The 16,565-nt window shown below is 38.5% G+C and carries 15 protein-coding genes; all 15 read left to right on the top strand.

Annotated elements, in window-relative coordinates:
* Positions 1-888, top strand: a complete 888-nt coding sequence (locus BUA88_RS09310) for a formyltransferase family protein (RefSeq protein ID WP_200798859.1) — start codon at positions 1-3, stop codon at positions 886-888.
* Positions 889-1,551 (top strand): PIG-L deacetylase family protein, encoded by a 663-nt coding sequence (locus tag BUA88_RS09305; protein WP_072916614.1) that lies wholly within the window; start codon positions 889-891, stop codon positions 1,549-1,551.
* 11 nt (positions 1,552-1,562) lie between these two features.
* Entirely contained in the window at positions 1,563-2,990 is a 1,428-nt protein-coding gene (locus BUA88_RS09300) for a capsular polysaccharide export protein, LipB/KpsS family (RefSeq protein ID WP_072916610.1), read from the top strand.
* Positions 2,983-3,963: an NAD-dependent 4,6-dehydratase LegB gene (locus tag BUA88_RS09295; protein WP_072916606.1), complete on the top strand. Its 981-nt coding sequence runs from the start codon at positions 2,983-2,985 to the stop codon at positions 3,961-3,963. The genes BUA88_RS09300 and BUA88_RS09295 overlap by 8 nt, the downstream gene beginning before the upstream one ends.
* Positions 3,964-3,965: 2 nt before the next feature.
* On the top strand, positions 3,966-5,006 hold the full coding sequence (locus BUA88_RS09290) for a sugar phosphate nucleotidyltransferase (protein ID WP_072916602.1): 1,041 nt from the start codon (positions 3,966-3,968) through the stop codon (positions 5,004-5,006).
* Between the two features lie 19 nt (positions 5,007-5,025).
* A complete protein-coding gene (locus BUA88_RS09285; RefSeq protein WP_072916599.1) occupies positions 5,026-6,684 on the top strand; it encodes a DUF2142 domain-containing protein in 1,659 nt (552 codons plus the stop codon).
* A 23-nt stretch (positions 6,685-6,707) separates the two neighbouring features.
* On the top strand, positions 6,708-7,904 hold the full coding sequence (locus BUA88_RS09280) for a glycosyltransferase family 4 protein (RefSeq protein WP_072916595.1): 1,197 nt from the start codon (positions 6,708-6,710) through the stop codon (positions 7,902-7,904).
* 125 nt (positions 7,905-8,029) lie between these two features.
* Positions 8,030-8,539, top strand: coding sequence for a hypothetical protein (locus BUA88_RS09275; RefSeq protein ID WP_072916592.1), 510 nt, complete (start codon positions 8,030-8,032; stop codon positions 8,537-8,539).
* Complete coding sequence (locus BUA88_RS09270) at positions 8,536-9,369, top strand: glycosyltransferase family A protein (protein ID WP_072916588.1); 834 nt, start codon at positions 8,536-8,538, stop codon at positions 9,367-9,369. Before BUA88_RS09275 ends, BUA88_RS09270 begins: the two co-directional genes overlap by 4 nt.
* A gap of 2 nt (positions 9,370-9,371) precedes the next feature.
* Complete coding sequence (locus BUA88_RS09265; RefSeq protein ID WP_083572462.1) at positions 9,372-10,421, top strand: N-acetylneuraminate synthase family protein; 1,050 nt, start codon at positions 9,372-9,374, stop codon at positions 10,419-10,421.
* 1 nt (position 10,422) lies between these two features.
* Positions 10,423-11,124, top strand: coding sequence for an acylneuraminate cytidylyltransferase family protein (locus tag BUA88_RS09260; protein ID WP_083572461.1), 702 nt, complete (start codon positions 10,423-10,425; stop codon positions 11,122-11,124).
* Positions 11,111-12,292 carry a DUF6077 domain-containing protein gene (locus tag BUA88_RS09255; RefSeq protein ID WP_072916585.1) on the top strand — a complete coding sequence of 394 codons (1,182 nt, stop codon included), beginning with the start codon at positions 11,111-11,113 and terminating at the stop codon, positions 12,290-12,292. The genes BUA88_RS09260 and BUA88_RS09255 overlap by 14 nt, the downstream gene beginning before the upstream one ends.
* On the top strand, positions 12,271-13,824 hold the full coding sequence (locus BUA88_RS09250) for a ComEC/Rec2 family competence protein (RefSeq protein ID WP_072916581.1): 1,554 nt from the start codon (positions 12,271-12,273) through the stop codon (positions 13,822-13,824). The genes BUA88_RS09255 and BUA88_RS09250 overlap by 22 nt, the downstream gene beginning before the upstream one ends.
* 18 nt (positions 13,825-13,842) lie before the next feature.
* The gene (locus BUA88_RS09245; protein ID WP_072916577.1) at positions 13,843-15,093 is read left to right on the top strand and encodes an O-antigen ligase family protein; all 1,251 of its coding nucleotides are present in this window, start codon (positions 13,843-13,845) and stop codon (positions 15,091-15,093) included.
* Complete coding sequence (locus tag BUA88_RS09240; RefSeq protein ID WP_072916574.1) at positions 15,094-16,551, top strand: hypothetical protein; 1,458 nt, start codon at positions 15,094-15,096, stop codon at positions 16,549-16,551.
* The last annotated feature ends 14 nt before the right edge of the window (positions 16,552-16,565 follow it).

Genomic DNA, 16,565 nt, shown 5'->3' with positions numbered 1-16,565 from the left:
TTGAAAACGACTTTATTCATCGGCTGTGTGGAGAGCTCTTACGTGTTGCTAGAAGCAATGCTGGAGAAGGGCTACAAGGTAGATGGTATCATCACCATGGAAAGCTCAGCCATCAACTCAGACTTTAAATCACTTGTACCACTTGCAGAAAAATACGGAATTGATTACATCTGCACAAAGAATGTTAACGACGAGGAGACAGTAGGATTTGCAAAATCCAAGTCACCTGATGTAATATATTGCTTCGGCTGGTCTCGCCTCATTGGAAAAGAACTTTTATCTCTTCCAAAGTATGGTGTAGTAGGTTTCCACCCAGCAGCTCTTCCATGTAATAAGGGAAGACACCCACTTATCTGGGCGCTGGTGCTTGGGCTTAAGAAGACTGCATCCACATTTTTCATTATGGATGAGGGGGCAGATACAGGAGATATCATCAGCCAGAGAGAGGTCATCATCGATGAAACTGATGACGCTCAGGATTTATATAACAAGGTTCTTGATGTGGCAAAGGAGCAGGTGCTTACCTTTACAAAGGAATTTGCAGAGGATAGAGTGAAGCCTGTAAAGCAGGATCCTAATGCAGGAAATACATGGCGTAAGCGTGGCCGCATGGATGGACAGATTGACTGGAGAATGTCAGGACACGCTATCTACAATTTGGTTCGAGGACTTACACATCCTTACGTAGGTGCCCACTTTATGAATGGGGACCAAGAGGTAAAGGTTTGGAAATGTGAGTACGAGCTCACAGATGAATATGCAAACCTGGAGCCTGGTAAGGTATTGAGGGTGAATTCACAGACAGATTTCGTCATCAAAGCATACGATGGAATCGTTCATATATTAGACAGCGACGCTGTCAGCTTAAAAGAAGGAGATTATCTCTAAATGAAGGTAATGGTTATTTCACCACATCCAGATGATGAGACACTGGGCGCAGGTGGAACACTTTTAAAAATGAAGTCAGAAGGTCATGAGATTTACTGGCTTAATATCACAAACATGAAGCCGGAGTATGGCTACACACCAGAACGAATCGCAGAGCGCAACGGGGAGATTCAGAAGGTAAAGGAGACTTACGGTTTTGATGGCTTCTACAACCTTGAGCTGGAGCCAGCAGGGGTTGATAAGATTGACTTAGGAAAATTCATTCCTATGCTTAAGGAAGTTTTCGAGGAGGTAAAGCCAGAGCTTTTACTTCTTCCATATCAGCATGATGTTCACTCAGATCACCGTGTGATTTTCGAGGCTGCATACTCATGCACAAAATCTTTCCGTGCACCATACCTTAAGACTGTTCTTGCTATGGAGATTCTTTCAGAGACAGATCAGGCTATGCAGGAAAATGGCTTCGTGCCAAACGTGTTCGTGGATATTACAGATTACATCGATAAGAAAATCGAAATCATGAACACATACGAAAGTGAAATTACAGCCCCTCCATTCCCTAGAAATGCAGAGGCTATAAAGGGCCTGGCTGCCTACAGAGGAGCCACAGCCTACTATAAATATGCGGAGGCTTTTTATCTTATTAAGAGCCGCTTAGATTAGGAGAGCATAAATTGTATACTATTTGTTTTATGGCAAGGCATCCATTTAACGATTTTTCCCCTGCCGTTTATAAAAAGATAAAGGAAAAATTCGATTCGGATGTTAAAGGTGTGTTTATCACCTGCGATAAAAAAGAGTCAAAATATATCTATGATAAATTTGGTAAGGATGAGGTTGTTGTATGCGACATGTCATCCTTTATGAATGAGCACTGGGATGAATTTACATTAGAGAAGCTTGCTGAGTACGAGAAGAAGTATGATGCAGCTCCAATGTGGAAATACATCTACACAGACAGATTTTTAATCTATCGTGATTATGATTATTGTGTGCATACTGCAGCAGGATTGATTGCCTTCTGGGAGTATGTTTTCACTACATATAAAGTAGATTTCTTCTATGATGAGGTTATCGCTACATTCCTTACATATGCAGCTTACCTTGTTGGTCAGAAGACTGGCACAGGCTACTACTCACTTATGTTTATGAGAGCCTGCGGCAAGGATCTTACTCATCATTACATTTTAAATGATCCATTTGAGAAGATTTACAACATGCCAGAGAACTACGCTGATATCCCAGTTACTGAGGAGCAGCGTGCAGAGGCAGAGGCTTTCCTTACAAAGTTTGAGGAGAAGCAGTCGAAGCCAGCATTCATGCAGTTTTCAGGTAAGAAGCCAAAATGGAAGGCTAAGTTTTTTATCCTGCCATTATTCTATATTAGACAGAGATTTTTCAATCCACATACAAGGGACAAGGGCTCATACATTTATTACAAGGCCTATGAAGCTACAATGGACCCAATCAAGTGGTATTTCAGATATCAGAAGGCTAAGAAGTATTTCAAGAAGGCTGATTACAGCAAGAAATTCGTATACTTCCCACTTCACCTTCAGCCGGAGGCCACCACAATTGTATGTGCACAAAAGTACGAAAAGCAGCTGTATTTCATCGATAATTTGGTGAAATCTTTGCCAGCAGATACTGTACTTTATGTTAAGGAACATTATTCATTCCTTGGCATTCGTCCAAACAGCTTTTATGAGCAGTTTAATCAGTATCCAAATGTAGTCTTAATCGACCCATGGGAGGATTCACTGAAGCTCATCGATAAGAGTGAATGTGTTGCTACACTTACAGGTACAGCAGGACAGGAAGCAATGCTTCTTCGTCATCCAGTATTTATGAGTGGTGACATTGTTTACACTGGGGCACCTGGTGTTATGCACTTGGAAGAGGTATTTGGAAATTACGAGAGCGCCATGGCAAGCTACAAGCAGCCTAGCCGCGAGGATATTATCCAGTACCTGGCAGTTTATATGAGCTGCGCTCGTCCAGGAAATACATACGTAATGTCGGAAGACCGCTTAAAGGATGAGAACATCTCATTAGTAGCGGAGTCAATGTATAAATATTTTAAGGAGATGAAACATGAGTAAAGTTTTAGTTACAGGCTCAGATGGATTTATAGGTTCTCACTTAGTTGAGGAATTAGTTAAAAAAGGCTATGAAGTAAAAGCATTCGTATATTACAACAGTTTTAATAACTGGGGATGGCTCGATACACTTGATAAGAGCATCATGGATCACGTAGAGGTATTCGCTGGAGATGTCCGCGACCCTAATGGTGTCCGCGAGGCTATGAAGGGATGCGACGCAGTATTCCACCTTGCAGCACTTATCGCCATTCCATTTTCTTATCACAGCCCAGATGCTTATGTAGATACTAATATCAAGGGAACTCTTAACATCCTTCAGGCTGCAAGAGACCTTGGCACAAAGCGTATTCTTGTTACATCTACATCAGAGGTTTATGGAACAGCTCAGTACGTGCCAATCGATGAGAAGCACCCATATCAGGGACAGTCACCATATTCTGCTACAAAGATTGGTGCAGACAGACTCGCAGAGTCATTCTATCGTTCATTCGATTTACCTGTTACAATCGTGCGTCCATTCAATACATTTGGACCACGTCAGTCAGCTCGTGCGGTTATTCCTACAATCATCACACAACTTCTTGCAGGTAAGGAAGAAATCAAGCTTGGCAGCCTTACACCAACACGTGATTTCAACTATGTAAAGGATACAGCTAATGGTTTCATCGCTATGTACGAGAGCGACAAGACTATTGGTCAGGAAATAAATATCGCAACACAGAAGGAAATCTCTATCGGACAGCTTGCTGAGGAGCTTATCCGTCAGATTAATCCAAACGCAAAGATTATCTGCGATGAGGACAGACTTCGTCCAGAGAAGTCTGAGGTTAACCGTCTTCTTGGCTCTAACGAGAAGATTCTTCAGCTTACAGATTGGAAGCCTCAGTACACATTCGAGCAGGGATTAGCTGAGACAATCGAGTTCCTTCGTCACAACTTAGATAAGTATAAGGTAGATATTTACAACATTTAATTATGGAAAACGTTTTTATTAAAGAGACTGACACAATTTTACAGGCCATGAAGACCTTTGATGAAAGTGCCCGCAGAACTGTTTTCATCGTAGATGAGAATATGAAATTAATCGCAGCACTTTCTGAAGGTGATGTGCGCCGTTTTATTCTCTCAGGTGGAGATTTAAACAACGAGGTAAGCACTATTGCAAATTATCATCCACGTACCATGAAAGAGGATGACAGGGATGAAGCAAAGGAATTCCTCAGCCGTCATAATATCGAAGGTGTTCCAATTGTAGACGAGAATGGCATCGTTAGAGATACCATCTTTTGGAGTGCAGGAAAGAGAACAAGACAGAGCGACCTTTCAGTGCCTGTTGTTATGATGGCAGGAGGAAAGGGTACACGTCTTTATCCATACACACGAATCCTTCCTAAGCCTCTTATCCCAGTTGGTGAGAAGCCAATTGCAGAGATTATTTTTGATGGCTTCGCAGAGTACGGAATCAATCGTATGATTATGATTGTTAATCATAAGAAGAACATGATTAAGTCATACTTCGGTGAGGTGGAGAAGCCTTACACAATCGAGTACGCAGATGAGGATACACCACTTGGTACAGGTGGAGGTCTTGCTCTTCTTCGTGGAAAGCTTGATGAGACATTTATTCTTACAAACTGCGATATCCTTATTGAGGATGACTATTCAAAGATTTATGATCATCATAAAAAAGAGGGCAACGTCATTACTATGGTTTGCTCTCTTAGAAATTTCCAGGTAGCTTACGGCGTCGTAGAGTTTGGTGAGCATGGAAATATCACAGATATGAAGGAGAAGCCAGAGTTTAGCTTCTTCACAAATACTGGTATTTACATTGTAGAACCAGAAGTGTTCGATTACATCAAGGATGGCGAGTTCATCGGATTCCCAGATATCATCAACCGTATTAAGGATGATGGTAAGAAGGTAGGCGTATATCCAATCAATGAGAATTCATGGATGGATATGGGTCAGCTTGATGAGCTTAACAAAATGGAAAGTCGACTTAGAGGAAAGTAATCTCAAAAGGGGAATATTTTTGGAAAAAATAAAATCATATTTTTCGGAAATGAATAAAGAAAAGGCATTAAAGCTTGCTGCTGTAGTTCTTGCAGCAGCAACAATTATTTTTGGTGTGTACTTTTACTTTGCCAACTGCTTTAATGCAGCGGCTACAAAGCGAGTTAATTTCTACTATGGAATTATTTTCATAGTAATGTTCGCAATTACGATATACACACTAAGATTATTAATACTGGATAAGAAGTGGAATTACCCAAGATTGTTCGTAATTACAGCAATTGCATGGACATTCTGTATGCAGTTTGTTATGCCACCTATATCTGGTGTTGACGAGGTGGAGCATTACTACAGTGCGTACCATTGTTCAAATATTATGATGGGAATGAAAGACCATAACTTGGGGCTTGATCAATATCATGGAATGATTTGGACTGATGATACATTCTTCTATATGAGAGCGGAAGATTATTACATGATGCCATATTTGGATGTTACATTCCCTTATCAGTATGCAGTTCTTGCAAATGGAACATGGATTAAGCATGCAGAAGATTTGCAGGACAATGTGGAGGTTCACAACATCGCGCCGACAAAGGCATCCAGATATTTGGTATCAGGTTTCGGAATTACTATCGCAAGACTGTTAGGATTTGGTTTTGCAGGAGTAATATTTATGGGACGTTTTATGAATTCATTGTCCCTCATCATTGCAGGATGGATTGCACTGAAGCTACTTCCAGTAGGTAAGCATCAGTTTTTTGCATTCGCAATGTTCCCTGCTGTAATTAATCTTTGCAGTTCATATTCATATGACAACATGAGTATCCTATTCTCATTAGCACTTCTTACATTGTGTCTGTATTATAGTCAGCCACATGTAAAGCTTCATGCGTGGGATTTGATTATTCTTGGCGGATGTGTTGTTATGCTCATCCCTAACAAGATAGTTTATGCATTATTTGCTATTTGGATTTTTGCCATTCCAGTAAAGAAGTGGTGGTCAGATGTAGTGCTCAGCAAGAAATGGTATGAATATTGCATCTTAGGTGTCATCGTTGCTGGAGCTGTTGTTGTATTTGAAAAAGTATTAGTGAAATATTATTGGCGAATTTATAGTCTTGTTTTTTGGTCACGTAATGAAACGGTTTCTGAGGTTGATCCTTCAAGACAGGTTTGGAGCTGGGAGTATTTCCAAAACCATAAGCTTGAGACATTTAAGTTTGCATGGGATGGAATCAAGGTGGATTTCTGGTACAACATCAAGCACGTTGTCGGTAGTGAATTGGGACACGTTATGCTAAATGCAAAGGTTCCAATGGCTTGTACAATTGTTATTCTGGTTCTTATGATTGCAAGTATTATTATGATTAAGGGCAATCGTATTAAGAAGTGGCAGTATGTGGTTCTTGGTTTAGGATTATTTATCTGTCTTCTTGCTATTTTCATCGGATGTATGACTAGATTTACACCTGTCGATAGTCAGCGTATTCAGATTTCATATAGATATCTGATTCCGCTATATATGTCTTTATGCATCATACTTGGTACGGATGCAAAGGAAAATAAGGTTTCACTAGCATTGATTTATATACAGAATCTTGCGCTGGTGTTCTCAATGTGCGGGCTTTTATATTTCTTATTCCATTTGCGCGATGGAATGGGCGCTCCGTTCTAATAAATAATTAATAGAGAGAATATATGAAAAAACATATTTTGATAGTATGCCAGTTCTTTTACCCAGAGCCATTTCGTATAAGCGATATAGCTTTTGAGTGGGTAAAGAGAGGCTATAAAGTAACTGTGGTGACAGGTTTACCTAATTACCCAGAGGGTAAGGTATATCCTGGTTATGGATTATTTAAAAAGAGAAGAGAGATTATCAATGGGGTGGAGGTAATTCGTATCCCTGAGATACCAAGAGGACATAACAAGTTTGGCTTAGTTCTCAATTATTTCAGCTTTCCATTCTTTGGTTTCTTCTGGAATTTATTTACAAAAATTGAAGCGGATGAGGTATTCATGCTGGAGACTTCTCCGATGAATCAGTGCAAGGTAGGCGTGGCATATGCAAAGAAGCATAAGGTGCCATGCTACTTGTATGTTCAGGACTTGTGGCCTGAGAACGTAGAGATGATTACAGGAATCCACAGCCCAATCGTAATAAAGCCAATCGAGAGAATGGTTAGAAAGATTTATAAGGGCTGCACACATATCTGGGGCACCAGCCCAAGCTTTGTAGAAGCGATTCGTAAATACGTAGATCCAGCAGAGCATGATAAGGTCAGCTTCTGGCCACAGTATGCAGAGGAATTCTATGAGCCAAAGCCAAAGGTGGAGCACAAGGGATTTAATGTAGTCTTCACAGGAAATATTGGTCAGGCTCAGGGCTTGGAAATCCTTCCAGAGGCGGCAGCTATCCTTCGAAAAGAGGGAGTAAAGGATGTTCGTTTTACTATCGTAGGAGATGGTAGAGCTCGTCATTCCTTTGAAGATAGTATTACAAATGCTGGTGTGTGGGATTTGTTTGAATTTAAAGGAAGAGTGAAGGCTACTGAAGTGCCAGATATTTTGGCTACAGGAGATGCAGCGTTTCTTTCTTTTGCAGATGACGATATATTTGCAAAAACTATTCCTGCAAAGCTTCAGTCTTACATGGCATGTGCAATGCCTATCATCGCCTCAGCCAAGGGCGAGACAGTTCGAGTAATTAATGAAGCTGAGTGTGGACTTTGCTCAGATATCGGCGATGCCGAAGGCTTAGCAAAGAACATCATCAGAATGAGAAGTATGCCAAAGCAGTATATCCAGGAAATGGGTGAGAATGCATACGCATACAACAAGGAGCACTTCGAGAAGAAGAAGTTGATGGATGAGATAGATGTATATTTTAGATAAAAGGAAGCCTTTCCTGACGGAAAGCCTTTGATAGAAATGGTTTTCGCCATAGATAGCAAACTTCTATGTAAACTATTTTACATAGAAATTCATTGATTTATACTTAACAAGAGGATGTTTCTTGCATGAGAAAAATGGATTCTTTAGGTTTAAGTGAATGTAGATATCAAGCAAAATTATTTGAAGCTTCTATAGATAATACTGAATGTAGTTCAAAGATATTCATTCGAAGGTTTATGAATTCAGATGTTGCGTTTAGAATGGATAAAAATGGTATCATGTTTGAGGCTTTAGATATACACGATGCAATTGATGAAGTAGAAGAACAATATGGTGTTAGTTCTTATGGTGTTGATCAATTCACCAGAGAAGAACTACATTGGATTGGATATATATATCGCTATTGGGCATATATAAGCGGCAAAAGTAGTAAGCAAATATACAAAATAGCTAAACCAGAATATTTAAGAAAATTATATTTTCCGTATCATTCATTAGATCCTTACCAAGCTATCGAAAGAATAGCAGAAGAACAGGGTGAGAGTCTGGAGAATGACTATGGTGATATAGCAAAGGGTGTTATAATATTGCGTAAGGTTCGCAATAAAAGTAAAATGACTGGAGAGAATAAATGATGAAAACTGCATTTGCTACAGTTATTTACAAGCAGGCTAGGCAGTATTTAGAAGAATTTCTAAGCTCAGTTGATAGACAGACTGATAAGGATTTTGATTTATTATTGGTTAATGATAATTACAATAGTAATGAGTTAGAAGAAATTCAAACTATACTTGAATCATTAACAGTAAATTACAAGATATTAGATATAAGCCAGCAAAAGTTATCTATCGCAGGAACCAGAATAGAAATGCTGCAGTGTGCCAAGGATTTAGGATATGATTTAGTAATACTTGGGGATGCAGATGATACTTTCAGCTGTAATAGAGTAGATAAGTACAAAAAGGCATATTGGAAAAATAGAGAGGTTGCATTCTTCTACAACAAATTAATATTTGATAATTGCAAAGATGTTTTTAAGACAATGCCGAAGCGAATTGAAGGCATAAAAGCTCTATCACAGTGTAACTTTGTTGGCTTGACATCATCTGCAATTAATATGAAATCTAAGGTTATTACCCAGGAGTTTATTGATTCCTTGAAAGAAAGTGATAGTCCTGTATTCGACTGGTATTTATTTTCTAGGATAGTCTTAGATAATGGAATAGGTGTTTATGTTGAAGATACCGAAAGTATATATCGTATTTCTGATAATAACATGGTGGGTGTTTCCAGAGATGTTAAAAAGGAATATGAAGTTAAAAAGGTTCACTATTCTAATCTTGCAAAAAAAGATAAGTACTATAAAAAATTACTAGAAAAATTGGAAGGATTAGATATAAATAAATTAACAGAAAATCCAAATCACCAGGGATACTGGTGGAGTGATATTCAAATGGAGGAATAAACATGAGATTTAATTATCAGGCAATGGTTGAAGGAAATCAGAGACCATATATTATTGCAGAGCTTGGCGCTAATCACAATGGTGATATGGAGCTTGCCAAGACACTTATCAAGACAGCAAAGGAGTGCGGTGCTGACGCTGTTAAGCTTCAGTCATGGACAGTAGATGACCTCTTCTCAAAGAAGAAGTACGAGGATAACTATTTCCTCGGAGATGACTACAGAAACCGTACAGACTATACATTAAAGTCAGTTATGGAAGCTTACGCTGTTTCTAAGGAGCAGCACGTTATGCTTCAGAAGTACTGTGAGGAGCTTGATATCGACTTCGTATCTACACCATTCTCTATGGCTGGTGCAGATTTCCTTGTTGATGAGCTTCACGTTCCATATCTTAAGGTTGCATCACTTGATGTAGATAACATTCCATTCCTTAGACACGTTGGTAGCAAGGGTGTTCCTGTAGTTATCTCAACAGGTCTTACAGGCATGGATGATGTTTGTGCAGCAGTACAGGCTCTCGAAGAGGGCGGCTGCCACGAGATTGTTATTCTTCACTGTGTATCTATGTACCCACCAAAGGATGAGAACGTTAACCTTAACAACATAGACATGTACAACATGGTATTTGATTATCCAGTTGGTTACTCAGATCATACAATCGGAACAGTTGCTCCTATCATGAGCATCGCAAAGAACGTATGCATTATCGAGAAGCACTTCACAATGGATAAGAACATGGAAGGTTGGGATCACAAGGTTAGTGCAGATCCTGCAGAGCTCAAGGTTATTTGTGATGCTGCACGTCAGGGTTACAACATGCTTGGTAACTACCACAAGGTAGTTGTTGAGGATCAGAACCGTCGTGACGAGTTCAAACGTTCAATCGTAGCTAAGCACGACATGCCAGCAGGCCATGTGCTTACATTCGAGGATCTTGATTACAAGCGTCCAGGTACAGGAATTTCTCCTAAGTACTACGAGGCTCTTATCGGACGTGAGCTTAAGCATGACGTAAAATATGATGATATCTTCACATGGGGAGACTTCTAAAATGATAGCTTTTATTCCAGCCCGAGGCGGAAGCAAGGGCGTTCCTGGAAAGAACATAAAAGAGCTTTGTGGCAAGCCACTTATCGCATATACGATAGAGGCCTGCAAAAAGGCAAAGCATATTGATAGAGTCATCGTCACAACAGACGACGAAGACATTGCTCGCGTGGCAAGAGAGTATGGCGCAGAGGTTCCATTCATGCGTCCAGATTACCTGGCCAGCGATACAGCTTCAGCTGTAGATGTGTACATTCATGCAGCAGAGTTTGTAATGAATGAAACAGGCGAGAAGCTTGAAAAATTTATGGTGTGCCTCCCTACAGTACCTTGCAGGGACGAGCATCATATTGATGAGGCTATTGAGAAGTTTGAGGCTGATAAGTCTACAACTCTCATTTCATTTACAGAGGCGGAGACACCACCAGGATGGTATCACGTGGTAGATGAAAATGGTCGCGTAAGCAATGCAGGTTTTGGTGCAGCAGGTTCTAATATTGCAAACCGCCAGACCAACGCCACCTTCTATATTCCAAATGGAGCTATCTATATCCTTGATTATGAGCTACTTAAGGAAAAGAGAACATATTACTGCGATAACACCACTACCTACGTGATGTCACGTGAGGATTCAGTGGATATAGATTATCCGATAGACTTTGAAATAGCTGAATTAATGATGGAGAAAAAACTTGATAATAATTAGAGCATTAGCCTTTCTGCTTTTATTCACGGTGATTCCGTTTGCAGTGGGCCGACTAATTACATACAGAGCCCGTAAGGGATTGATAGTAGATTATCTCGTAGGTTTCTTTGGAAACCTTGGGATATTTTACATATTGTACTCTATCATTACATGGATACAGATTTGGATTACTTTTGTGTGGCCTGTCACAGGCGCATTTACCATATTGCTTAGGTTTTATTTTGCAGTAATGAGCCTGCTTATTATTTTGTGGCTGATTCTTGATAGAAAAGCTATTTTTCATCCTTTTAAAAAGATGAAACCAAGAATCAAGGATTTAGGAGCAAGGGTAAAGGCAGATAAGCTTACTGTAGTTTATGCATTGGCATTTGCAGCAGTATTATTCATTCAGATGTACATGGCATATGGATATGAGATAAATGAGTGGTCTTATGATGATTATGATTATGTAGTTTCCAGTCAGGATACTATATCATCCGACACGCTTTCTTATGTGAACATTATTGATGGCTCAATGCCAGCAGTTGCTGAAAAGAGAGCAGTATCCTCTTGGAATACATACATTGCCATGCTCGCAAAGGTATCCTCATTTGAGGTTACTACAGTATGTCACACAATCCTGCCTGTATTATTTATCGCATTGGCATATTTAGTATATTTTTACATTGCCAGATTTTTATTTGCTAAGACAGAAGACAGAATGATATTTATGCTCATTCTGTCATTTGCATATATATTCGGATTGTATTCCCATTATTCTGTTTCATTCAGATTGTTGGGGGCGGTATGGCAGGGAAAGGCCGTATTAACAGTTATAGCAGTTCCGTTTTTTGCTATGTACCTATTCTCAGCTTATTGTGGAAAACTGCGAAATGGGCTTATTTTGCCGATTATAGCAGTATCATTGGGAGCTAGCTCCCTTACATCACTTGCCACAGTGTTTATTCCGATTGTTGCAGTGATTGTCTGGGTATCAATGTGTGTATACCATAGACGAATTTATGGAATCAGATACTTGATTGCAAGTCTGGTTGGTCCAGCGTTTTTAGGAATATATTATTCCTTAATATGGATGCTCCAGCATGATATGTCTGGTTCAGAAGATAAGTATTTCCCATTTAGAAAAAGTAATGAATGGTGGTTCAAATGGTTCAAAGAGAATATTTAATAGGTATCACTAAGGACTATTGGAATAATTATGGCTATGCCTCATTGTTCGTTCTTGCTCTTATAGGGATACTTGTTTTTGAAAAAGAAAAGATCAAGCGTTATGCCTATCTTTGGTATTCGCTTGTGACTATATTAGTAATTTATAATCCGATTTCTCTTATGATTTTCAGGAGATTTTTGGAGCCATCCACATTTGACCAGTACTATCTTAGATTTTATGGGCTTGTGCCTATAATGATTGTGATAGCTTACGGTGCTACACTCACAGTTAAGAAGCTGACAGGTGTAAAAAAGCTTGTAGCCACTGCGGCTATTTGTATTGCTATAACATTTCTTGGACACAGTATGTATTCCGAAGACTGGTTTACAAAGGCGGAGAACCGCAATAAGGTTCCTCAGGATGTGGTTACAATCTGTGATGTGTTTGCAGATTATGAAGGCGATAAAATAAGAATAATGGCTCCGTTGGATGTGGCTGTATATCTCAGACAGATGGACAGTCGTTTTTCCATGCCATACAGCAGGGCGATTCCAGATGAAGCCTACGAGCTTACAAATGCAAAGCCAGACCCATCAAAGGTAGTGGAGTATGCAAAGGAAAACAATGTTGATTACGTGGTAGTTGCAGCAGTAGAAAATGTTTTATACAGCTATCTGAACTACGGATTTACATTATATGGTCGTACAGCTAATTACGCTATACTTCAGCCAAACGACCCAACATGGCTGCTCACAGAGTATGAGGACAAATCAGGCGATCAGGGCTTAGCCTATACACTTAAAAATCTTGAAGATGGCACATTTATCGTAATAGACGGTGGCAATGCCGGAAACGAAAAACAGATGCGTGATGTCATAAAAAAGAATGGCGGTACAGTAGATGTCTGGATTCTTACTCATTACCACAAGGATCACATAGATACATTTAACGCTATCTATGAAAACCCAAAGGGTATTGAGATAAAGGATATATACGTTACGCCACTTGATTCAGAGACTTTCTACAGTTTGAATCTTCAGGAGTGGGATGATGTAGATACATATAAAAAATTCCAGGAGATAACAGAGGGCGCTGAAAATATTAATTATGTAAAGCGTGACCAGGTGTTGGAATACTCCGATGGATTGAAGATTACCTTCTACAATGCCATGGATGACATTGTATTGAATTCAGAGGGAAGAGAAGATATTCCAAACAACGACTCTCTGGTTTTTAAGATTGAAACTGATAAGCGCAGTGCACTGATTTGTGCTGACGCTCACAGCAGATATATAGCAGAATATTTAGTAAAAACATATGGTGAGAAGCTGGATGCAGACATCCTTCAGTGTGCTCACCATGGAAACAATAGTATGCCTGAGGACACTGGCTTCTATGAGGCGGTATCACCTGAGGTAGCGATATTTGACGGACCAGATTGGCTCATCACAAGTCCTGAATATACAGCCGGAGCACTGGCTGCATATCTGAAGGAATTGGGAGCGAGAGTTATTTGGTATAAGACAGCACCAAACGTGTTTGGGCTGTAATTAGGAGACTTGATAATAATGGAGTTCATTAGGAAGAATAAAAAGATTATCTCAATAATCTTACTTGCCTTAATTCTTTATATTAGATGCGATTATGGCGTAACAAAAAGCTATGCTGTGGCAATGAATCTTGTGGTTCAGGCTATCGGATTTGTTTACTGCCTTATTCTTACAAAGGACGATTTTCAAAAGACAAAGAAGAGTATTTTTAACTTAGCTATATTGTGGTTGATATTGTTCCAAGTGGTTCAGTTTGTATATGGACATTTCAAGTTGTTTACACCTACTGATTACTATAGTGTTCAGTATACAATTCTTACTGTGTTACCAGCACTCTTGTGTTATGAGATAGTATGGCACAATAGAGATAATATGTTTGAAGTATTATCGCCTGTTGGTGCACTAGTAATTTTTGCTACATACATCACCTCTATAAAGTACGACCATTTATGGGGGGATATGATGCATGGAGAGTTCTATAGAGTGGGTGCCGTTCCAGGAGGAACAGATATTGATACAGGAAATCTGTATTTATTAATGCTTATTCCAATACTCTATTCAGTTATAGTTTTACGTAAGGTTAAGCCTAATATTATTCCAGCATTAGCTGGTATAATTGGAATAGTTTTGGCGGGATCAAAATCTTCATTTGTTCCACTTGTGCTTGTTATAGCAATTATGTTATTAGGCACTGCAAAGAATGCCAAGGATGTTAAAAAGTATGTAGCTATTTTAGTGGGATTAGGAGTAGTAGCTACAGTTTTAGTACTGACTATACCTATGCTTTATGACATTTTGGGAAAACGTATAGTAGAAGTATTTACAGCTTTTGGAAATACTGAATTTGATTTACATACAAGTACAGGTCAAAGAATGGCCGTAATGGATGCTTTCAAAAAACACTTTTGGGAGAGTCCTTTATTTGGTCATGGTTTCTATTCATTTATCACTATGCCTTATTCTCAGCTGGAAGAATACAGAGAGGGCACAGAGATAATGTACAGACATATCCAAACTCATATGAACTTTATGGAATTGCTGTTTAGCTTTGGAATATTTGGATTTGTTATGTACTACTGGTTCCCAGTAAAACTAATTATCGATACAATCAAGGTGCATAGTAAAGAAGCTAAAATAGTATGCATTTCGCTTTTAGTATCCATATTATTTATGGACTTAGGACTTGATATGTTCTTTAAGTATATGACACCTTATTATACATATTTATTAATCTATACTTTTTTGAATAATAACTCGGAGGAAGGCTAGATGGAATTTCCACAAAAAAAATATATTCCGGTATTACTAATTGCTCTATTAACACCACTAGTAGGGCTGTATATATATATGATGGTATGGGGAGTTGGATTTAATGAAATATCTGTTCCTTGTACAGACTGGAATGATGAATTTTATTATTACAAGATGATTCAAGGCATGGTTGATTATGGAATACCACAAGGATATTTTGGATACAATGAAAGTCATGCAATTATAGGAAATTTGGGTGGTTGGAGTGTAGCCATGCTTCTACCATATGCATTTATTGGTAGAATCTTCGGTTGGAATTATATGACTCCAATCATTATTAATATCGTTTTATGGATGTTTGGATTAGGATTATTTGCTATTGGACTTAAACCGACTGTAAAACAAATGTTGATTGTAAGTGCAGTATGGTTGAGCTTTGCAATTAATATTAGATATATGCTTTCAGCAACTCCAGAAGCCTTGGTTAATGTTTTATTTTTGATTTATGCGATTGGTTGTATTAGTTTTATTAGAAATCAAAACAACAAAACTTGGTTAATATTAGCGGATTTTTCTTTGGTTTGGTTGACATTAATTAGAGGTTATTATGTGATATTTGCCGTTATTCTAATGGCAGCCATATATAAAGAAAATAAAAAAATTGATGTAAATTTTTGGAGTCAGTTAATAGTTGCTTTAGTAGCAGCTATTGGATTTGTTTGTATCGCCCACTTTATGTTTGCAGCATATTTTACACCGGATATAGCAATTGATACTTTGATTAATCCAAAAGCATTAGTTAAGAAGAATCTGATATGTTTGATTGAGAGTTTAAAATACATAAAACAATGTATTTTAATGCAATCGATGAAAGGATCATGGTACCTTTTATATTTCCTCTCTATTATTTACTTAATATATAGGTGTGTGATAAACAAAGATATTGTAAATTATTCTTTACTTCTTGCGTGGCTTGGACTTTTGTTTGCGATGTGGACATTATATAGACCAGAAGAAGGCTGTAGACATTTCATGGCAGCCATATTAGTGTTGGCTATGTTTTTGCCATTATATGAAAATAAAAAAATAATAATTGGAATTTGTGTTGTTGTTTTTCTTTATACAACTTGGCTATGTAAAGAAGAGTTCTACATGAGGCTTATACCTGAGGATGCTAATCAGATAGCAGCTCTTGAAGATGGACAAACAAAATTAGACGAGGTAATGAAGCTTGGAGATAATGAGTGGGATAATACAGTAATTTTTACTCGAATAACATATTTCAACGACTTATATGCAATCCCATCAGGATTTGGAATCAACTGTTGTATAGATGATTATGTTCGCGAGCATTTTGATGAGCTAAATAGTAAATACATAGCGTATAGAGCAGGTGGAGATTTAGATGATTTTTTAGCAGAAAGATGTGAATTGGTTGCTACATATGGAACAACTAATATGTATAAGATTAGATAAAGTTGGAGTGTAAA

It is taken from the genome of Pseudobutyrivibrio xylanivorans DSM 14809 (assembly GCF_900141825.1).
In the GTDB taxonomy this organism is placed as follows: domain Bacteria; phylum Bacillota; class Clostridia; order Lachnospirales; family Lachnospiraceae; genus Pseudobutyrivibrio; species Pseudobutyrivibrio xylanivorans.
This window is presented reverse-complemented; position numbering and strand designations above follow the sequence as displayed.